The following is an 18,838-nucleotide window of genomic DNA, read 5'->3' on the forward strand; positions in this document are numbered from 1 at the left end:
CGCAGCACGTGGGCGCGCATGCTGACTGCCTTTGTTGCCGGCGCCGTCGCCGTGCTGGCGTTCGCCCCTTTCGGCTACTGGCCTTTGCAAATCCTCAGCCTGGGCGTGCTGTTCTACCAGGTACTGCGCGCGGCGAACGTCAAGGCCGGCGCGCTGATCGGCTGGGCCTATGGCTTTGGCTGGTGCGCGGCCGGTACGCACTGGCTGTACATCTCGATGCACCGCTATGGCGACATGGCCGCGCCGATCGCGGCCATCGCCGTGGCCCTGCTGGCCCTCTTGATGGCCATTTACGTGGCCCTGGCCATGGGCGCGGCCGCCTGGCTGCGCCAGCGCTGGGTGCTGTCCCTGCCCGCCATGACCCTGCTGGTGCTGCCGGCCATGTGGACCCTGTTCGAATGGACGCGCGGCTGGCTGTTTACGGGTTTCCCGTGGCTGGCTACCGGTTACGCCCACAATGCCAGCCCGCTGGGCGGCTTTGCCCCCATCGTAGGCGCGTATGGCCTGGGCTGGCTGGCGGCGCTGTCCGCCGGCGCCCTGCTGCTGCTAGTCCACCCCCTGCACCGCACGCGCTGGAGCGCGCTGGGCGGCGTCATCGCCCTGTACGCGGCCGGCGTTGGCCTGCAATATGTGAACTGGACCCATCCGGTCGGGCGCCCCATCACGGTGCGCCTGTTGCAGGGGAACGTGCCGCAACAGCAGAAATTCGACCCCGGCTTCGTGCTGGGCGCCCTGCAGATGTACCAGCGCGCCATCACCAGCGCGCCGGCCGACCTGATCGCCACGCCGGAAACGGCCGTCACCGTGCTGCCGCACCAGCTGCCGCCCGGCTATCTGGATAGCCTGGCGACGTATTCGCAGCAGACGGGCAGCACGATTTTGCTCGGCATGCCCGTGCTCGACGAACAACAGCGCTTCTACAATGCGGCCCTGGGGATTTCCCCCAACGGCACGGGCGGTCCCTACTACCAGTACCGCAAGCACCATCTGGTGCCGTTCGGCGAATTCGTGCCGCCCGGCCTGCACTGGTTCGTCGCCATGATGGCCATCCCGCTGGGCGACATGGGCCGTGGTGCCGAGGTGCAGGCCCCGCTGCAGGTACGCGACCAGCTGGTGCTGCCGAATATCTGCTACGAAGATCTGTTTGGCGAAGAAATCGCAGGACAGCTGGCCAGCGCCCACCGCCAAGGCAAGCAGTCGGCCTCGGTGCTGCTGAATATCTCGAACCTGGCCTGGTTCGGCGACTCGATCGCCATCCCCCAGCATCTGCAGATTTCGCAGATGCGCAGCCTGGAAACGGGCCGCCCCATGCTGCGTTCGACGAACACGGGCGCCACGGCCGTCATCGACGGCAAGGGCGTGGTGCAAAGCCTGCTGCCGCCGGAACAGCAAGCCACGCTGGCGGCCAAGGTGCAGGGCATGGGCGGCATGACGCCATACATTCTGTACGGCAATAAACTGGTGCTGGCCCTGGCCGCGCTGGCCCTGCTGACGGCCTTCCTGCTGTCGCGCGCCGCGCGCCGTGGCCGCGCCGCGCAGCAATAAGCGGCCGATATTGCCCGAAGAGTCACAGTGGGCCCGCAAAAACCGCTAAAATTAGCAAAACCCCGGCCCGGACGCGCTTGTTAGCAGCGTGCGGGCTTCAAGCAAACCTTAACAAAGCGCAGCCTCCCGCGCGGCGAACTCATACGATGCTCACATTTCAACAAATTATCCTGACCTTGCAAACCTATTGGGACAAGCAAGGTTGCGCCCTGCTCCAGCCTTACGACATGGAAGTCGGCGCCGGCACCTTCCACACCGGCACCTTCTTGCGCGCGATCGGCCCGGAACCCTGGCGCGCCGCGTATGTGCAGCCGTCGCGCCGCCCGAAAGATGGCCGCTATGGCGAAAACCCGAACCGCATGCAGCACTACTACCAGTACCAGGTGGTCTTGAAGCCGGCGCCGGAAAACATCCTCGACCTGTATCTGGGTTCGCTGGCCGCGCTGGGCCTGGACCTGAAGCAGAATGACGTGCGCTTCGTCGAAGACGACTGGGAAAGCCCGACCCTGGGTGCCTGGGGCCTGGGCTGGGAAGTCTGGCTGAACGGCATGGAAGTGACCCAATTTACCTACTTCCAGCAAGTGGGCGGCCTCGATTGCAAGCCCGTGCTGGGCGAGATCACCTACGGCATCGAACGCCTGGCCATGTATCTGCAGGGCGTGGAAAACGTGTATGACCTGGTGTGGACCGAGTGGGAAGAAAATGGAGTCACAAAAAAACTGACCTACGGCGACGTCTTCCACCAGAATGAGGTGGAGCAATCGACCTACAACTTCGAGCACGCGAATACGGACCTGCTGTTCGAACAGTTCGGCAACTACGAAGCGGAAGCGAAGCGTTTGATCGAGCTGCAACTGACCCTGCCCGCCTACGAAAAGATCATGAAGGCCTCGCACAGCTTCAATATGCTCGATGCGCGTGGCGCCATCTCGGTGACGGAACGCGCCGCCTACATCGGCCGCGTGCGCACCCTGTCGCGCCTGGTGGCGCAAGCGTATTACGACTCGCGCGAGCGCCTCGGTTTCCCGATGCTGCCCGCCGCAGACCAAGCCGCCGCCTAATTCGAGCCTCTACACCGCCGTACCTGACAAGAACACCATGAACCAAACACTGCTCATCGAACTGCTGACCGAAGAACTGCCGCCGAAAGCGCTGGCCAAACTGGGCGCCGCCTTCACGGCCGGCATCGTCAACGGCCTGAAATCGCGCGACTTCCTGGAAGCCGACAGCGTCGCCACCAGCTACGCCTCGCCGCGCCGCCTGGCCGTCTCCATCACCAACGTGCGCGAAGTCTCGCCCGATAAATCGATCCGCGAAAAAGTCTTGCCCGTCTCCGTGGCGCTGGACGCGAACGGCAACGGCACGCCGCCGCTGGCCAAGAAACTGGCCGCGCTGGGTTTTCCCGATCTGACGGTGGCCGAGCTGGAACGCGCCGCCGACGGCAAGGCTGAAAGCTTCTTCTATACCTACACGGCGCCCGGCAGCAAACTGGAAACGGGCGCGCAAGCCGCCTTGACAGAGTCCTGCGCCAAGCTGCCGATTCCAAAACTGATGAGCTACCAGCGCCCGGACGGCACCACCGTGCAATTCGTGCGCCCGGCCCACAGCCTGATCGCCCTGCACGGCATCAACATCCTGCCCCTGACCCTGCTGGGCTTGAGCGCCGGCCGCACCACGCTGGGCCACCGCTTCCTCACCGACGGCGAACCGATCACCATCGCGCACGCGGAAAACTATGCGCCGTCGCTGATTCTCAACGCCAGCGTCATTGCCAGCAACGAGGAACGCAAGGAACGCATCCGCGCCCAGCTGCTGGACAAGGCCGGCGCCGACCAGGTACTGATGCCAGAGGCGCTGCTCGATGAAGTCACGGCCCTGGTCGAATGGCCGGTCGTGTATGAATGCCACTTCGAGGAAGAATTCCTGGCCGTGCCGCAGGAATGCCTGATCCTCACCATGCAGACGAACCAGAAATACTTCGCCCTGACCGACAGCGAAGGCAAGCTGCGCTCGCGCTTTTTGATCGTCTCGAACATCGAGACGAACACGCCCGAGCACATCATCGGCGGCAACGAGCGCGTCGTGCGCCCGCGCCTGTCCGACGCCAAGTTCTTCTTCGAGCAAGACAAGAAGAAGACCCTGGCATCGCGCCTGCCGCTGCTGGCCAACGTCGTCTACCACAACAAGCTGGGCACGCAAGCGGCCCGCACAGAGCGCGTCAAGTCGCTGGCCGGCGCCATCGCCGCCAAGCTGCAATATGACGTGGCGCTGGCCGAACGCGGCGCCCTGCTGGCCAAGGCCGATCTGCTGACCGACATGGTGGGCGAATTCCCCGAACTGCAAGGCATCATGGGCACGTATTACGCGCGCCATGACGGCGAGCCGGAAGAAGTGGCGCTGGCCGCCTCCGAGCACTACCAGCCGCGCTTTGCCGGCGACAGCCTGCCGTCGACCGCCACCGGCACCGCCGTGGCTCTGGCCGACAAGCTCGAAACCCTGGTCGGCATCTGGGCCATCGGCCTGGCGCCCACGGGCGACAAGGATCCGTTCGCGCTGCGCCGCCACGCCCTGGGCGTGCTGCGCATGCTGCTGGAAAAACGCCTGCCATTGTCGATCCAGGGCTTGCTGGCCGATGCGGCCGCGCAGTTCGCAGCGGTGCCCGGCTTCAAGGACCCGGTCACGGATGTCACCACCTTCATGCTGGACCGCCTGCGCGGCATCCTGCGCGAGCGCGGTTTCTCGCCGAACGAGATCGAAGCCGTCGTGGCGCAGAATCCCGACCGCCTGGACGACATCGTGCAGCGCCTGGAAGCCGTGCAGGCGTTTGCCGCCTTGCCGGAAAGCGCTTCGCTGGCGGCCGCCAACAAGCGCATCACGAACATCCTGAAAAAGAACGAGGAAGCCGTGAGCCAGGTCGCTGCCGGCGGCGTGAACGTGGCGCTGCTGCAGGACGAGGCGGAGAAAAAACTCGCCGCCGCCGTCTCGCGCGTGCAGCCGGAAGTCGACGCGGCCTTCGCCAAGGGCGATTTCACCAGCACCCTGCAAACCCTGGCGCAGCTGCGCGATGACGTCGATGGCTTCTTCAACGACGTGATGGTGATGGCCGAGGATGTCGCCCTGCGCAACAACCGCCTGGCACTGCTGTCGTCCCTGCACGGCATGATGAACCGCGTGGCCGACATTTCCAAGCTGGCGGCATAATGGGGACTCCGGCGCTGAAACTGATTATTCTCGACCGCGACGGCGTCATTAATCATGACTCGCCGGACTTCATCAAGTCGCCGGCCGAATGGCTGCCGATCCCCGGCTCGCTCGAAGCGATCGCCCGCCTGAACCAGGCCGGCTATCGCGTGGTCGTCGCCTCGAACCAGTCGGGCATCGCGCGCGAATACTTCGACATGACGGTGCTCAACGCGATCCACCAGAAGATGCACACCCTGGCGCAGCAGGTGGGCGCCGATATCGACGCCATCTTCTTTTGCCCGCACGCGGGCGCGGACAATTGCGACTGCCGCAAGCCGAAACCGGGCATGTTCCATGAAATCTCGCAGCGCTACAACACCAGCCTGAAAGGCGTGCCCACGGTCGGCGATTCGCTGCGCGACCTGCAGGCCGGTTTCATCAGCGGCTGCGCGCCCTACCTGGTCCTGACGGGCAAGGGCGAGAAAACCAACGAAACGGGTGGCCTGCCGCCTGGCACCCAAGTCTTCCCCGACCTGGCCGCCGTCGTCGGCCACCTGCTCAAGGCGCCAGCCGCACCGGCGCCCACAGTGGCATTCAGTATCTAATCTTCGGAGAACCGCATTGCGTAATATTTCCCTGTTCCTGCGATCCCTGCTGTTCATGATCATCATGATCGTGGCCACCATCGTCTGGGCCTGCGTGTGCTTTTTTGCCGCGCCATTGAGCTACAACAAGCGCTATTGGGTCACTTCGCGCTGGAACGTGTTTATCCTGTGGTGTGCCAAGGTCATTTGCGGCATCCGCTATGAAGTCAAGGGGGCCGAGAACTTCCCCGATGCGCCGGCCATCGTGCTGTCGAAGCACCAGTCGGCCTGGGAAACCATCTTCTTGCTTCCCAGCCTGCCACGCCCGCTCGTGTACGTGTTCAAGAAGGAGATTTTGTACATCCCGTTCTTCGGCTGGGCCATGGCGCTGCTGCGCATGATCCCCATCGACCGCAAACAGGGCAAACATGCGTTCAAGAGCGTGGTCGCGCATGGCAAGCGCCGCCTGGCCGACGGCCAATGGATTATCATGTTCCCTGAAGGCACCCGCATTCCCGTGGGCCAGGCGGGCAAGTACAAGAGCGGCGGCACGCGTCTGGCCATCGCGACGGGCGCCGTGGTGGTGCCGATTGCGCATAATTCAGGCGAGTGCTGGCCCAAGCAGTCATTCCTCAAACGCCCGGGACTGATCACCGTCTCGATAGGCAAACCGATTTCGCCGGAAGGGCAAACCCCGGACAGCATGATGCAACAGGTGGAAAATTGGATAGAATCAGAAATGCGCGTCATTTCGCCTCACGCCTACAACGCTGGCTAGACGGCATCAGCGCGGTCATCCAGGAGCCGACCCTGCGCCAGCAGATGAAGACCATCAAGGTCGGCGACCAGCAACTGGATTTGTTCGCGCATGACGTCTCGACCAGCACGCCCCCGGCGGTGCGCCCCACGGCACCGCCAGCGCCGCCCGTGGCGCCACCGGTAGTGGCGCCCGCGCCCCCCATCGTTCGCCCTGCCCCGCCCCCCCTGCCTTCCCCGCCACGCACCGCCGATGGCCCGCCGCTGCGCCAGCTGCAACTGGGCAGCCACCTCGTCGAATTCGCCCTGCGCCGTTCCACGCGCCGCTCCATCGGCTTCATGATCGACGATAACGGCTTGCGCGTGACGGCGCCCAAGCGCGTCACCCTGGCCGAAATCGACAACGCCATCCGCGCCAAGCAAGGCTGGATCGTCTCGAAACTGCAGGAACGGGGCGAACGCAAGGTGCAGCGCCAGCAGCGCCCGCCCGTGGCCTGGATCGACGGCGCCGTGCTGCCGTATCTGGGCGGAGAGATCACCTTGCGATTGCACCAGGCGCCGCGCCACCGCGCCAGCTTCCAGCGCGAGACGAATGAGCTGCACGTGTGGGTCACGCCCACGGGCAGCGAGCAGCAGTTGAAGGAAAAAGTGAAGGGCTGGTTCCAGCACGAGGCGCGCCAGCTGTTTGAGGCGCGCCTGGATCTGTATGCGGACAAGCTGGGCGTAAGCTACGATTCGCTGTCGCTGTCGTCGGCCGGCACGCGCTGGGGCAGCTGCACCATCGAGCGCAAGATCCGCCTGAACTGGCGCCTGATCCACTTCGCCCTGCCGCTGATCGACTACGTGGTGGCGCACGAGCTGTCGCACCTGCTGGAAATGAACCACAGCCCCCGCTTCTGGGCCACCGTGGAATCGATCTATCCCGATTACGACGGGGCCAAGCAGGCATTAAGGAAGCGCTCGCAAGAACTGCCGGTGTTGTTTTAACGGTACTCCCACCAAACGGCGCAAAGCTGGGGTCTGACCCCGGAATTAAACCAACAATAAAGGTTGGATGGCCGCGATGGTGCGCGGCGTGGCGCCCCGGTGCTGGTTGGCAAACGCCAGCGCCCGCTCTCCCATGGAAGATAAACGCGCCGGATCCTGCAGCAAGGTCGCCGCCTGCGCCATCAGCGCGTCGGCATCCGCCACCAGCGCGGCGCCGCCGGCGGCAATCGCCTGCTCGGTCACCAGGGCAAAATTGAAGGTGTGCGGGCCGATCAGCACGGGCTTGCCCAGCGCTGCCGGCTCGATCAGGTTCTGTCCGCCCAGCGGCAGCAGGCTGCCGCCGACGAAGGCGCAATCGCATGCCGCGTAATACGCAAACATCTCGCCCATGGTATCGCCCAGCAGCACCTGCGTGCCCGCCGCCACAACATCGTCCTGCGCCAGGCCGGACCTGCGCTGCACGGCCAGGCCATGCGCCGCAATCAGTTTTTCCACCTCGTCAAAGCGCTGCGGGTGGCGCGGCACGATCAGCAGCAGCGCATCATCTGGGAAGCTGGCGCGGGTATACGCATCGAGGATCAGCTGCTCTTCTCCTTCGCGCGTGCTGGCGCACAGCAGGACGGGGCGCCGGCCGATAGCGCCGCGCAGCCAGGCGCCTGTCTCCAGGGCCGCCTCGGGCACGACGACGTCGAACTTGATACTGCCCGTGACGACCACGTCCCGCACGCCCAGCTGGCGCACGCGATCGGCATCGTCCTGCGTCTGCGCCGCCACCAGGCTGATGCCGCACGCAGCGTCGGCAATGAGTTGACCCAGGCGCTGCGCCTTGCCCAGCGAACGCTGCGACAGGCGCGCGTTGGCCAGCACCACGGGCACTTTGTAGCGATTGCATTGGTGGATCAGATTCGGCCACACTTCCGTCTCCATCAGGATGCAGATGCGCGGCGCAAAATGGCGGATGAAACGGGCCGGCATGGCGCCCGTGTCGTACGGCAGATAGCTTTGCACCAGGCGCGCGCCGTGCTTGGCGAACAGCGCCTTGCCCGTGGCGCGCCCCGTCGGCGTCATGTGCGTGAGGACGATGCGGCATGCGGGCCAGGCCGCCAGCAGCGCATCGATCAGCGGCTCGGCCGCGCGCGTCTCGCCGACGGAGACGGCGTGCAGCCAGATGGTGTCCGCAGCGGGTTCCGGCTGGCGGCCGTAAAACCCCAGGCGCTCGCCCCAGTGCTGGCGGTAGCCAGGTTCCTGGCGTCCGCGCAGCCACAGCCGCGCCAGCACCAGGGGCAAAGCCAGCCACCAGGCAAGGGTATAAAGAAGTCGCATGATTGTTTGATGTTGAAGTCAGGCGGGAGGATAGTCGGCCAGCAGGCGCTGCGCCGCGGCCAGCACTTCCGGCACGCCGGGCGGCGCGCCCTTGTCGCCCAGGTTGATGATTTTCGGCGACCAGTTGCCTTCCGTTTTCCACAGCGGCGAATCGGCATAGATTTCCACCGTCGGACGCACAAAGGCGGCCGCGATATGCGTCAGGCCCGTGTCGACGCCGATCACCAGCGCCGCGTGGCGCGCCAGCAAGGTGGCGTCGCCCATCGACAGTTTCGGCAGCACGCGGGCGTTCGGCAGGCCGGCCGCCAGTTGTTCGGCTTCCGCCTTTTCCTTGGGCGAACCCCACGGCAGCAAAATCGGCATGGGCGCGAGCGCATGGCCCAGGGCGATCCAGTTCTGCGGTGCCCATTTCTTGGCGTCGCGCGCGGTGCCGTGGAAATACACGCAGTAGGGCACCGCGCCCATCCAGTCCGGGCGCGGCTCGCTGCCGGAGACTTCCGGCAAGCCGAAATCGGCCAGCGTGTCGACCGCGTAGCCAAGTGCGGCGGCAGCCACCAGGCGGCCGCGCGCTACCGCATGCGTGCGCGGGTCGAGCGGAATGCTTTTGGTGTGGAACAGGCGCGAAATGCCTTCGTAGCCGGAGCCTTCGCTGCCGTTGGCCAGGCCGACCTTCTGTCCGCCCGGCGCCAGGCGCGCGGCGCCCATGATGATGCCCGTCTTCAGCAAGCCCTGGGTATCGAACACATAATCGTAGCGCGTCTGGCGCAGGCTGCGGAAGAAGGCGGCGATTTCCGCGCGCGTCTCCTTCTTGCCCAGGCTCTTGCGCCAGCGCCGCAGCGCGAACGGGAAGATGGTGTTCACGCGCGGGTTCAGGCGCACCAGGCTGGTGTAGCCTTCCTCGACCACCCAGTCGATGGTCGCGTTCGGGAAATGGCGGGCGATGTCCGCCACCATCGGCAGGTTATGCAGCACGTCGCCCAGCGAAGATACCCGCACCAGCAGGATTTTCAAGGGCGCCTGTGCGCTAGGTTGACCGGCCATGCTGTCAGAACGGCAGGACGGCGTCAGGCTTGGCGGCCAGGATCACGCTCTTGAACTGTCCCTGGATGCGCGCCAGGGCTGCCGGCGTTTCCGCTTCGAAGCGCATGACGATCACCGGCGTGGTGTTCGACGAACGGGCCAGGCCGAAACCGTCCGCGTATTCCACGCGCAGGCCGTCGATGGTGATGATCTGTTCATTGCCGGGGAAGACGGCGTCGCGGCGCAGCATGTCCATCAGCGCGACGTTCTCGCCTTCCTTCAGTTCCAGGTGCAGTTCCGGCGTGCTGTCGGACTGCGGCAGGGAGTTCAGCAAGGCAGAAGGATCGGCTTCGCGCGTGAGGATTTCCAGCAGGCGCGCGGCCGAGTACAGGCCGTCGTCGAAACCGTACCAGCGGTCCTTGAAGAAGATATGGCCGCTCATTTCGCCGCCCAGCGGCGCACCCGTCTCGCGCAGCTTGGCTTTCACCAGCGAGTGGCCCGTCTTGTACATCAGGGGCACGCCGCCATGCTTGCTGATCCACGGCGCCAGGTGGCGCGTGCACTTCACGTCGTACAGGATTTGCGCGCCAGGATGGCGGGTCAGCACGTCGGCTGCGAACAGCATCATCTGGCGGTCAGGGTAGATGATCTGGCCATCCTTGGTGACCACGCCCAGGCGGTCGCCGTCGCCGTCGAAGGCGATGCCGATTTCGGCATCCGTTTCGGCCAGGCAGCGGATCAGGTCTTGCAGGTTTTCCGGATGCGCAGGGTCCGGATGGTGGTTCGGGAAATTGCCATCGACGTCGCAGAACAATTCGATGACTTCGCAGCCCATGCCGCGGAACAGGTCACCCGCGAAGGCGCCGGCTACGCCATTGCCGCAATCGACGGCGATCTTGATCGGGCGCGCCAGCTTGACGTCGCCCAGGATGCGCTGCAGGTAGGCGGCGCGGATATCATGCGTGGCGTAGCTGCCCTGCTTGGCGCTGGCACTGCCGTCGTGCGCGACGATGCTGTGGTACAGCGCCTGGATCGCTTCGCCATGAATGGCTTCACCGGCCAGCACCATCTTGAAGCCGTTGTAGTCGGGCGGATTGTGGCTGCCCGTGACCATGATGCCGGAGCGCGTGTCGAGCACATTCGTGCCGAAGTAGACCATCGGCGTGGCCACCACGCCCAGGTCGATCACGTCGACGCCTGCCGCTTGCAATCCCTGCGCCAGCGCCGCCGTCAATTCAGGTCCCGACAGGCGGCCATCGCGGCCGATCACGACCCGCTGCTCGCCCTTGGCCAGGGCGGCCTGGCCAAAGGCCTGACCGATCTTGTGGGCCACGCTGGCATCGAGGGTTTTAGCGATGATGCCGCGAATATCGTAGGCCTTGAAGATCGTTCTGGACAATGGAAGCATGGTGTGGGCGATATATAAGAATAAATAGGGGCTAAATAAGGTGCCTGGCAAGGTGCAGCGCGCGGCGGACCGCTTGCCACTGCGCCAAGAGTATACCGAATTATACGCGCAGCAGATCGATGGACTTGCCCGATTCCACCCATTGCCTGACCCACAGCGGCTGGCGGCCACGGCCTGTCCATTGCTCGGCCGCATTGTCAGGATGGCGGTAGCGCACCGCGACCTTGCCCGTGCGCGGGTGCAAACCATCGAGTATCAGTTGTTTCAGCGGAATGCCCGCCTGCTGCGCGATGGCCATGATCTGTTCGCGCGCCTTGTTCAAATCTTCACGTTCGCGGCTGTTCAACTCCTGTTTGACATTATCTTCCAGCTTGCGCAATTCCTGCATCGTCATCGTCGACAGATCCATTGGTACATCCTTTATATTAATTTAAATAATAAAATCACGTGGAATATACTACATTGCATAAACATTTGCGCACCGCTGCATAATCCGTCGCCAATTGAATCACGGCCCACTGATTATTTAGCGGGCCAACATTAAGATTAAATGAAGAATATGCCGGAAGCGCGCAGGGGAAATGCATGAACATCGATGAAATGGCATGCCAGGGCGGCAGGCCGGCGGATTATGTATCGATATATGACAGCGGGAGAAGTCCAATTAAATCCCCATGCAGCATAATCGGCATCCGCTTTTCCTTCCCGCTGGCAAAAGCCTAATCAGGCACCTGCCAGGAATACCCCCGACGCCAAAGGGCAGGCATGCTTATAATGCATGCGCGTAGTTCACTTTACCCGGCACATATGAAAACTTATTTTATCGGCGATCTGCAAGGCTGCCATGCACAAACCGTCGAATTGATCGAACGGATACAGGCGGTGGCGAAAGGCCCGTACCGCCTGCTGTTCGCGGGCGACTTGATCAACCGCGGCCCGGCCTCGCTGGCCACCCTGCGCCACGTGCACGCGCTGGCCCGGCAGGGCCTGGCCGACAGTGTCCTGGGCAACCACGACTTGCATTTTCTGGCCGTGGCCAACGGCATCCGGCCCGAGCACGCGTCCGACACCCTCGCCGAAATCCTCGACGCGCCCGACCGCGATGAGTTGCTCGACTGGCTGCGCCGGCGGCCACTGGCACTGGAACACGACGGCCATGTGCTCGTGCATGCGGGCTTGCTGCCGCAATGGAGCGCGGCCCAGGCCCTATCCCTGAGCGGGGAAGTGTCCGCCATGCTGCGCAGCGACGGCTGGGTGGCGTTCCTGCGCACCATGTACGGCAACGAACCGGCCGCCTGGCGCGACGACCTGCAGGGCGCCGACCGGCTGCGCTGCATCGTCAACGCCATGACACGGCTGCGCTTTTGCACGCCGGACGGCGTGATGGACTTCAAGATGAAGGAAAGCGGTAGCCCGCCGCTTGGCTCCGGCCTGCTGCCATGGTTCGACGTGCCGGGCCGGCGCAGCGCCGGCGACACCATCGTCTTCGGCCACTGGTCGGCGCTGGGACTGCAATTGCGCGAGCACTTGATCGGCCTCGATAGCGGCTGCGTGTGGGGCGGAAAACTGTCGGCCGTGTGCCTGGAAGACCGCTCGCTGCTGCAAGTCGACTGTCCCGCCTTCCAGCAGCATGGCGGCAAGCGCTAAGCCGCATCGCGCATATGCTTAGTCGAAATCGGTCGTTGGTCTTGCCGCGCGTGGCCCGTATGATGGCGCTTTTGCCATTGCGATCCCATGCATCCTGATACCGACAGACTGGCGCGCTGGCTGCTCGGCAGCCTGGAACTCGACACCGCCGTCCTGCATGTGGGCCAGTACTGCGGCCGCTGGCGCGCTTCCACGGCGGGCCGGGAACTGGGCAGCTTCCACCTGGTGCTCGATGGCCACTGCTATTTGCACCTCGACGGGGCCGCGCCGATTGTGCTCGGCCCGCGCGATGGCGTCTTCCTGCTGCGCGACTTGCCGCACTTCCTCAGTCCCCACAGCGATCCGCTGCAGGCGGTGAGCGCGCAAGCCATGCTGCCGCTGCAGGCGTCCACGGACGGCCCGGCGACGGCGCTGGCCTGCGGCTTCTTTCAATTTCGCGGCGCCCTCTCCGCGCTGATCGTCGACTCGTTTCCGCCGTATCTGCTGATACGCGGCGACGCGCCCGCCTTCAGCGCCGCCGCCGCGCTGTTCGACCTGATCCTGGCGGAGGCGGGCGGCGACCCGGAACAACCATCGCCGCTCATCGCGCGCCTGGTCGAGCTGCTGTTCTTTTACCTGATCCGCCACGTGGCGCAGGGCGAGCAGGTGGCGGCCGGCCTGCTGTCGCTGCTGCACCAGCCCGCATTTTCGCCGCTGCTCGAACGCATGCTCGACGCCCCTGCCGACGACTGGTCGATCGAGAACATGGCCAAGGCGGCGTGCATGTCGCGCGCCAGCTTCTGCAAGCATTTCGCCAGCGCCAGCGGCCACTCGCCGGCCCAGTTCCTGCTCCTGCTGCGCATGAAGATCGCGGCGCGCCGGCTGCACGACGGCGTCTCCGTCGAACGCGCCGCCGAACTGGTGGGCTACCGCTCGCACGCCGCGTTTACACGCGCCTTCAAGCGGGTCACGGGCGAGCAGCCGGGCGCCTACCGGCGCGACCAGCGCCAGCGTCAACTGGCCAGCTGAAATCAAGAATCACACAATCACAGACGAACGAGCACAAAAGGACGACGCTGACGTCTGTTGCGTGCACGGCATGGCCGATATAATGCCCGGGTGACTTACTAACTTAGCAAGGTACCCCATGTCCCGTCTGACGCTGCACACTCTCGATACCGCCCCGGCCGACAGCCGCCCCTTCGTGGAAAAGGCCATCGCCAACAACGGCTTCCTGCCCAACCTGATCGGCGTGCTGGCCAATGCCCCGCTGGCACTGGAAACCTATCTGACCGTCTCCGGCATCAATGCGCGCGCCAGCCTGACGTTGATGGAACGCGAAGTGGTGCAAATCACGGCTGCGCGCATCCATGGCTGCGATTTCTGCATCGCCGGCCATAGCGCCATTTCGCTGAAAAAAGCGGGCCAGACGCCCGACACGGTGCGCGCCCTGCAGTACGGCCAGCCCACAGGGGATGCGAAGCTCGATGCCGTCGCCGCCTTCGCCACGGCCGTCATCGCCACGCGCGGCGCCGTCAGCGACGCCGAATATCAAACCTTCCTGGCCGCCGGCTACAAGGAACAGCAGGCGCTGGAAGTGGTACTGGGCATCAGCCTGGCCACCTTGTGCAATTTCTCCAACAGCCTGGCCGGCACGCCCGTCAATCCGCAACTGACGCCCTACCTGCCTGGCGCCGTCTGATATGGCGCATCTCAATCACTGGCTGCACATGCATGCCGACCAGCTCGACCAATCATCGGACCTGGCTGAAACCGTATTACCGACGCTGGCCGGCGACCAGCTGCTGGGCATCGGCGTGCCGCAGGAGCACGGCGGCGCGGGCGGTGACGTGCGCGATGCCATCGACGCCATCGCCAAGGTAGCCGAACAATCGGTGACGGCGGCCTTTGTCTTCTGGGGCCAGCGCTGCTTCATCGAATTCCTGCTGCAAAGCGAAAACCGCGCGCTGGCCGAGCGCCGCTTGCCCGGCCTGCTGGCAGGCACGCAGGCGGGCGCCAGCGGCCTGTCGAACGCCATGAAATTCTTGTCCGGCATCGAGCAGCTGCAAATCACGGGCGCGCGCCACGGCGACGGCTTGCTGGTCGACGGCGGCCTGGCCTGGGTAACGAACTTGCGCAAGGCGGGCTTTGTCGCGGCAGCCGCCGTGGCGCCCAACGACGGCGCGCCACCCGTCATCGTCGCCTTCGACAGCGGCACGGCGGGCGTCAAGCGCAGCGACGACCTGGACCTGATCGCCCTGCGCGGCAGCAATACGGCCTCCGTCAAACTGGCGCAGGTGCACATCCCCGCCGCGGACATCATCAGCGACAATGCACCGGCCTGGCTGCCGCAGGTACGCCCTTCCTTCCTCGGCATGCAGTGCGGCCTGTCGATCGGCCTGGCACGCGCCAGCCTGGCCAAAGCGACGCAGATTTCGGCCGGTTCGCGCAACGCGCTCACGCCGCGCATCGAAGCGCTGCAAGCGACGCTGGAGTCGGCTGTCGCTACCCTGCTGGCCGGCGTGCACGATGGCCGTTTCAAGAAAGAGGCGCCGGCCATGTTCCGCCTGCGCATACAGCTGGCCGACGTGCTGCAACAGGCCTTGATGCTGGAACTGCAGGCCATGGGCGGGCGCGCCTACCTGAACGCCGAACAGCAGGGCTTTGCCCGCCGCTGGAGGGAATCGTCGTTCATCCCCATCGTCACCCCCAGCCTGACGCAGTTACAGGCGGCGCTGCAGCTGTTCGACAGCCAGCAGGCGGCAGCGGGAGCGCCGGCATGACGGCAGTAGTGGAAACGCAAGACTGGGCGCTGCAGGCGCAGGACCTGAGCTACGCCTATGCGGGCACGGCGCCCGTGTTCCAGCACGTCTCGCTGGGCGTGCGCAAGCGCGAAATCGTCTGCCTGCTGGGCGGCAGCGGCTGCGGCAAGTCAAGCCTGCTGCGCGTGCTGGCCGGCTTGCAGCCGCCATCGACGGGCGCCATTCAATTCCTCGATGCGCCCATGCGCGAACCGGACCCGCGCAGCGCCCTCGTGTTCCAGCAGGCGAGCCTGTTGCCCTGGCTGAACGTCACGGGCAACGCCGGCTTCGGCCTGGACTTCAAGCACCAGCCGCAGCTGACACGTGAAGCGCACCAGACGCGCGTGGCGCAGGCCATCGAAGCGGTGGGACTGAAGGGCCGCGAGAAGCTGTATCCATCCGCGCTGTCGGGCGGCATGGCGCAGCGCGTGGCGCTGGCCCGTGCGCTGGCACGCGAACCGGAACTGCTGTTCGCCGACGAACCGTTTTCGGCCCTCGACGCCATCACGCGCGCCGAAATGCAGTCGCTGCTGGTCGACGTGGTGCACCGCTGGCACACGGCCGTGCTGCTCGTCACGCACGATATCGATGAAGCGATCCTGGTGGCCGACCGCATCCTGCTTATGGGCGGCAAGCCCGGCAACATCGTGCGCGAATGGCCCGTCGCCATCGCCCAGCCGCGCATCGGCCACAGCGCCGACGTCATCGCCCTCAAGATGGATATCCTCGACGCCCTGCAGGCGCTGCAAAAGCAGGATCAAACGCCCGCCTTTGCTCCCAATTAATCGACCGGAACTTTCCCATGACATTCGAAGACCAAAACAAACCCCTGCACATCTGCGCCTCGTCCGATTGCGACTGCGGCCTGACGCGGCGCGACTTCCTGCGCATGTCGGCCCTGGCCACGGCCAGCGTCGCCTCGCCCCTGCTGTTCGCCGGCGACGCCATGGCCCAGCAAGGCCCGAAAGGCGACGACCAGCCCGTCAAGATCGGCTACCTGCCCATCACGGACGCCACCCCCCTGCTCGTCGCCCACGCCCGCAAGCTGTTCGAAGCGGAAGGCTTGCAGGCGGAAACGCCGCGCCTGTTCCGCAGCTGGGCGCAAATCATCGAAGCCTTCGTCGCCGGCCAGGTCAACGTTATCCACCTGCTGTCGCCGGCTACCCTGTGGGTGCGCTACGGCGCCAAGTTCCCGGCCAAGGTCGTCGCCTGGAACCACGTCAACGGCTCCGCGCTGACGGTGGCCAACGAGATCAACAAGGTTTCCGACCTGGGCGGGCGCACGGTCGCCATCCCCTTCTGGTACTCGATCCACAACATCCTGCTGCAGCAAATCCTGTCCTCGAATGGCCTGACGCCCGTCACGCGCGCGCGCAACGCGGCCATCAAACCGAATGAAGTCAACCTGATCGTGCTGGCGCCGGCTGAAATGGTGTCCGCGCTGGCCAGCAAGTCCATCGCCGGCTACATCGTGGCCGAACCGTTCAATGCGGCGGCGGAAAACGCCGGCATCGGCAAGATCCTGCGCTTCTCGGGCGACGTGTGGAAAAACCATGCGTGCTGCGTCACCTTCCTGTCCGAGCGCGACATCAACACGCGTCCCGAATGGGCACAAAAGGTCACCAACGCCATCGTCAAGGCGCAGCTGTGGACGCGTTCGAACCAGGTCGACACGGCCAAGCTGCTGTCGAACGTGGGCGAGCACCGCTACACGCCGCATCCGCTGCAAGTACTGACCAAGGTGCTGGCCACCACCGATTACGCCGGCTATGAAAAGCAGGGCCTGATCGTGCACAAGAACTGGCAGCAGCGCCGCATCGACTTCCAGCCGTACCCGTTCGCCTCGTACACGGAAGAACTGGTGCGCGCCATCGGCCGCACCAAGGTCGAAGGCGATACGCGCTTCCTGGCCAACCTCGATCCGAAGTTCGCCGCGCGCGACCTGGTCGATGACCGCTTCGTGCGCAAGGCCATCACGGCAGTCGGCGGCCCGGCCGCCTTCGGCTTGCCGGCCAACCTGCTGCGCAGCGAAACCGTGGCGGTCTGACGATGGCAAGCAAGTTGTTGACGAAGTTCGGCCTGCCCCTGGTGGGGCTGGCCTGTGCCTTGCTATTGTGGTCCGTGGGCGTGACGGCGCTGGAGAAATCCACGCCGATCGCCACCGCCTTTGCGCCCTTGCCCACGGCGCTGGCGTTCCAGGAGATGCTGAGCGGTTCGGATATCTGGCTGCACGTGGTATTGAGCCTGCAAAGGGTGGCCGTGGGCCTGGGGCTGGCGATCGTCATCGGCGTGCCGCTGGGCGTGCTGGTGGCCATGTCGAAGAGTTTTTCCGGCGCGGCCATGCCGCTGTTCCAGCTGCTGCGCATGATTTCGCCGCTGTCGTGGATGCCGATCGCCGTGATGGTGCTCGGCGTCGGTGATGCGCCCGTGTACTTCCTGCTGGCGTTTGCGGCCGTCTGGCCGATTTTGCTCAATACGGCGGCCGGCGTGGCGCGGCTCGATCCGAACTGGCTGCTGCTGGCGCGCAGCCTGTCGGCCACGCGCAGCGAGATCGTGTTTAAAGTGATTTTGCCGGGCATCACGGCCGATATCCTGACGGGCGTGCGCCTGGCCATTGGCATCATCTGGATCGTGCTGGTGCCAGCGGAAATGCTGGGCGTATCGGCAGGCCTCGGCTACTTCATCCTCGACACGCGCGACCGCCTCGCGTATTCGGAACTGATGGCCGCCATCGTGCTGATCGGGATGTTAGGTTTCATCCTCGACTACCTGGCCCGCGCCGCACATGCGCGCTGGCTGCACGTGAAGAACTAAGCCGCCTTGTCCAGCGGCAGCGTGGCGGCGATAGTCGCCTGCGTTGCCGCTGCCAGTTCACGGCGGTGCGCGTCGAGCGTCGCCACTGGCGCCAGGCAGGTCAGGCGCGCCGTGATCGGCGGACCGCTCAAGATCGCCACCATGCTTTGGGCAAAACTCATCTCGCCTATGAAATCGACGGCGTGATGCAATGCTCCCTTGTCATCCACATACACGAGCGCGAACGGCTGCACCGGCACTTGCGCATCGATGGCCGCCTCGAACAAGTTGGCGTGAAACGGCAGGATCTGCCCTTGCGCGGCGGTCGTGCCTTCGGGAAAGAACGCGATGCGCTCGCCCGCCGTCAATTTATCCACCAGACCCTGGAAAATCAGGCGCAGGTCGCGCTTGCTGCCGCGCGAAATGAAGATGGTGCCGGCGCGTCCCGCCAGCCAGCCCAGGATCGGCCAGGCGCGGATTTCCGCCTTGGCGACGAAACGGCAGGGGTGGACGGCGTTGATGACGAAGATGTCGAGCCACGACACGTGGTTCGCCACCACCATCGCGTGGTCAAGGGCCGGCAAGCTGTCTGCCGGCTGCGCCACATGCACGCCGCAGATGTCGAGCAGCTGCGTCGACCAGCGGCGGATGCGCCGGTTACGCCCCTCCAGGTCCAGCCAGGGAAAAAGCACGGCGCTCTTGGCCATGCCGCAGCCCAGGTGAATGGCGATGCGCGCAAGGCGGTAGGTAAGCAGAAGTTTCAAATCACACCAACAAATAAACCAGAGCCGAAATCCGGGAGCAGACAAGGG

The 18,838-nt window shown here is 64.9% G+C and carries 19 protein-coding genes; 14 read left to right on the top strand and 5 right to left on the bottom strand.

The annotated features are described in order from the left end of the window. Nucleotides 1-18: 18 nt before the first annotated feature. The 6 genes from lnt (at nt 19) to IGS61_RS06510 (ending at nt 7,055) form a co-directional block, all read left to right on the top strand. Nucleotides 19-1,545 carry an apolipoprotein N-acyltransferase gene (gene lnt / locus IGS61_RS06485; RefSeq protein ID WP_230538855.1) on the top strand — a complete coding sequence of 509 codons (1,527 nt, stop codon included), beginning with the start codon at nt 19-21 and terminating at the stop codon, nt 1,543-1,545. Between the two features lie 146 nt (nt 1,546-1,691). After that, the gene (glyQ, locus tag IGS61_RS06490; RefSeq protein ID WP_152257971.1) at nt 1,692-2,606 is read left to right on the top strand and encodes a glycine--tRNA ligase subunit alpha; all 915 of its coding nucleotides are present in this window, start codon (nt 1,692-1,694) and stop codon (nt 2,604-2,606) included. 37 nt (nt 2,607-2,643) lie between these two features. Beyond that, the gene (gene glyS, locus IGS61_RS06495) at nt 2,644-4,746 is read left to right on the top strand and encodes a glycine--tRNA ligase subunit beta (protein ID WP_230538856.1); all 2,103 of its coding nucleotides are present in this window, start codon (nt 2,644-2,646) and stop codon (nt 4,744-4,746) included. Continuing rightward, nucleotides 4,746-5,333 carry a D-glycero-beta-D-manno-heptose 1,7-bisphosphate 7-phosphatase gene (gene gmhB / locus IGS61_RS06500; RefSeq protein ID WP_230538857.1) on the top strand — a complete coding sequence of 196 codons (588 nt, stop codon included), beginning with the start codon at nt 4,746-4,748 and terminating at the stop codon, nt 5,331-5,333. Before glyS ends, gmhB begins: the two co-directional genes overlap by 1 nt. A gap of 16 nt (nt 5,334-5,349) precedes the next feature. Next, entirely contained in the window at nt 5,350-6,090 is a 741-nt protein-coding gene (locus tag IGS61_RS06505; RefSeq protein ID WP_034746739.1) for a lysophospholipid acyltransferase family protein, read from the top strand. Between the two features lie 44 nt (nt 6,091-6,134). Continuing rightward, nucleotides 6,135-7,055: a M48 family metallopeptidase gene (locus IGS61_RS06510; RefSeq protein WP_230539253.1), complete on the top strand. Its 921-nt coding sequence runs from the start codon at nt 6,135-6,137 to the stop codon at nt 7,053-7,055. A 45-nt stretch (nt 7,056-7,100) separates the two neighbouring features. Here IGS61_RS06510 and waaA read toward each other — a convergent pair whose 3' ends face one another. The 4 genes from waaA to IGS61_RS06530 all read right to left on the bottom strand — a co-directional run bounded on the left by waaA (nt 7,101) and on the right by IGS61_RS06530 (nt 11,215). Continuing rightward, complete coding sequence (gene waaA, locus IGS61_RS06515; RefSeq protein WP_230538858.1) at nt 7,101-8,378, bottom strand: lipid IV(A) 3-deoxy-D-manno-octulosonic acid transferase; 1,278 nt, start codon at nt 8,376-8,378, stop codon at nt 7,101-7,103. Nucleotides 8,379-8,396: 18 nt separating this feature from the next. Beyond that, nucleotides 8,397-9,419 carry a lipopolysaccharide heptosyltransferase I gene (gene waaC, locus IGS61_RS06520; protein ID WP_230538859.1) on the bottom strand — a complete coding sequence of 341 codons (1,023 nt, stop codon included), beginning with the start codon at nt 9,417-9,419 and terminating at the stop codon, nt 8,397-8,399. 4 nt (nt 9,420-9,423) lie between these two features. Further along, on the bottom strand, nt 9,424-10,806 hold the full coding sequence (locus IGS61_RS06525) for a phosphomannomutase/phosphoglucomutase (RefSeq protein ID WP_230538860.1): 1,383 nt from the start codon (nt 10,804-10,806) through the stop codon (nt 9,424-9,426). A gap of 100 nt (nt 10,807-10,906) precedes the next feature. Then, nucleotides 10,907-11,215 (bottom strand): H-NS histone family protein, encoded by a 309-nt coding sequence (locus tag IGS61_RS06530; protein ID WP_230538861.1) that lies wholly within the window; start codon nt 11,213-11,215, stop codon nt 10,907-10,909. Nucleotides 11,216-11,391: 176 nt separating this feature from the next. Between IGS61_RS06530 and IGS61_RS06535 the strand changes: the two genes are divergently transcribed. The 8 genes from IGS61_RS06535 to IGS61_RS06570 all read left to right on the top strand — a co-directional run bounded on the left by IGS61_RS06535 (nt 11,392) and on the right by IGS61_RS06570 (nt 18,047). After that, complete coding sequence (locus IGS61_RS06535) at nt 11,392-11,529, top strand: hypothetical protein (RefSeq protein WP_230538862.1); 138 nt, start codon at nt 11,392-11,394, stop codon at nt 11,527-11,529. Between the two features lie 84 nt (nt 11,530-11,613). Next, nucleotides 11,614-12,453 carry a symmetrical bis(5'-nucleosyl)-tetraphosphatase gene (locus tag IGS61_RS06540; protein WP_230538863.1) on the top strand — a complete coding sequence of 280 codons (840 nt, stop codon included), beginning with the start codon at nt 11,614-11,616 and terminating at the stop codon, nt 12,451-12,453. Between the two features lie 87 nt (nt 12,454-12,540). Then, nucleotides 12,541-13,461 (top strand): AraC family transcriptional regulator, encoded by a 921-nt coding sequence (locus IGS61_RS06545; protein ID WP_230538864.1) that lies wholly within the window; start codon nt 12,541-12,543, stop codon nt 13,459-13,461. A gap of 118 nt (nt 13,462-13,579) precedes the next feature. Beyond that, on the top strand, nt 13,580-14,134 hold the full coding sequence (locus IGS61_RS06550; RefSeq protein ID WP_230538865.1) for a carboxymuconolactone decarboxylase family protein: 555 nt from the start codon (nt 13,580-13,582) through the stop codon (nt 14,132-14,134). Nucleotide 14,135: 1 nt separating this feature from the next. Next, nucleotides 14,136-15,215, top strand: coding sequence for an acyl-CoA dehydrogenase family protein (locus IGS61_RS06555; RefSeq protein WP_230538866.1), 1,080 nt, complete (start codon nt 14,136-14,138; stop codon nt 15,213-15,215). After that, a complete protein-coding gene (locus IGS61_RS06560; protein WP_230538867.1) occupies nt 15,212-16,018 on the top strand; it encodes an ABC transporter ATP-binding protein in 807 nt (268 codons plus the stop codon). Before IGS61_RS06555 ends, IGS61_RS06560 begins: the two co-directional genes overlap by 4 nt. Nucleotides 16,019-16,035: 17 nt before the next feature. Next, complete coding sequence (locus IGS61_RS06565) at nt 16,036-17,280, top strand: ABC transporter substrate-binding protein (protein WP_230538868.1); 1,245 nt, start codon at nt 16,036-16,038, stop codon at nt 17,278-17,280. A gap of 2 nt (nt 17,281-17,282) precedes the next feature. Next, the gene (locus IGS61_RS06570; RefSeq protein WP_230538869.1) at nt 17,283-18,047 is read left to right on the top strand and encodes an ABC transporter permease; all 765 of its coding nucleotides are present in this window, start codon (nt 17,283-17,285) and stop codon (nt 18,045-18,047) included. On the opposite strand, the gene IGS61_RS06575 is transcribed toward IGS61_RS06570, so the two are convergent. Beyond that, nucleotides 18,044-18,790, bottom strand: coding sequence for a lysophospholipid acyltransferase family protein (locus IGS61_RS06575; RefSeq protein WP_230538870.1), 747 nt, complete (start codon nt 18,788-18,790; stop codon nt 18,044-18,046). The genes IGS61_RS06570 and IGS61_RS06575 overlap by 4 nt on opposite strands. Nucleotides 18,791-18,838: the final 48 nt, after the last annotated feature.

Origin of the sequence: Janthinobacterium sp. FW305-129, from assembly GCF_020858115.1 — a bacterium.
GTDB lineage: Bacteria > Pseudomonadota > Gammaproteobacteria > Burkholderiales > Burkholderiaceae_D > Janthinobacterium.

Coding starts and splice junctions, on each gene's coding strand:
- lnt (WP_230538855.1), top strand. CDS start 19: ATGCTGACTGCCTTTGTTGCCGGCGCCGTCGCCGTGCTGGCGTTCGCC.
- glyQ (WP_152257971.1), top strand. CDS start 1,692: ATGCTCACATTTCAACAAATTATCCTGACCTTGCAAACCTATTGGGAC.
- glyS (WP_230538856.1), top strand. CDS start 2,644: ATGAACCAAACACTGCTCATCGAACTGCTGACCGAAGAACTGCCGCCG.
- gmhB (WP_230538857.1), top strand. CDS start 4,746: ATGGGGACTCCGGCGCTGAAACTGATTATTCTCGACCGCGACGGCGTC.
- IGS61_RS06510 (WP_230539253.1), top strand. CDS start 6,135: ATGAAGACCATCAAGGTCGGCGACCAGCAACTGGATTTGTTCGCGCAT.
- waaA (WP_230538858.1), bottom strand. CDS start 8,378: ATGCGACTTCTTTATACCCTTGCCTGGTGGCTGGCTTTGCCCCTGGTG.
- waaC (WP_230538859.1), bottom strand. CDS start 9,419: ATGGCCGGTCAACCTAGCGCACAGGCGCCCTTGAAAATCCTGCTGGTG.
- IGS61_RS06525 (WP_230538860.1), bottom strand. CDS start 10,806: ATGCTTCCATTGTCCAGAACGATCTTCAAGGCCTACGATATTCGCGGC.
- IGS61_RS06530 (WP_230538861.1), bottom strand. CDS start 11,215: ATGGATCTGTCGACGATGACGATGCAGGAATTGCGCAAGCTGGAAGAT.
- IGS61_RS06535 (WP_230538862.1), top strand. CDS start 11,392: ATGAACATCGATGAAATGGCATGCCAGGGCGGCAGGCCGGCGGATTAT.
- IGS61_RS06540 (WP_230538863.1), top strand. CDS start 11,614: ATGAAAACTTATTTTATCGGCGATCTGCAAGGCTGCCATGCACAAACC.
- IGS61_RS06545 (WP_230538864.1), top strand. CDS start 12,541: ATGCATCCTGATACCGACAGACTGGCGCGCTGGCTGCTCGGCAGCCTG.
- IGS61_RS06550 (WP_230538865.1), top strand. CDS start 13,580: ATGTCCCGTCTGACGCTGCACACTCTCGATACCGCCCCGGCCGACAGC.
- IGS61_RS06555 (WP_230538866.1), top strand. CDS start 14,136: ATGGCGCATCTCAATCACTGGCTGCACATGCATGCCGACCAGCTCGAC.
- IGS61_RS06560 (WP_230538867.1), top strand. CDS start 15,212: ATGACGGCAGTAGTGGAAACGCAAGACTGGGCGCTGCAGGCGCAGGAC.
- IGS61_RS06565 (WP_230538868.1), top strand. CDS start 16,036: ATGACATTCGAAGACCAAAACAAACCCCTGCACATCTGCGCCTCGTCC.
- IGS61_RS06570 (WP_230538869.1), top strand. CDS start 17,283: ATGGCAAGCAAGTTGTTGACGAAGTTCGGCCTGCCCCTGGTGGGGCTG.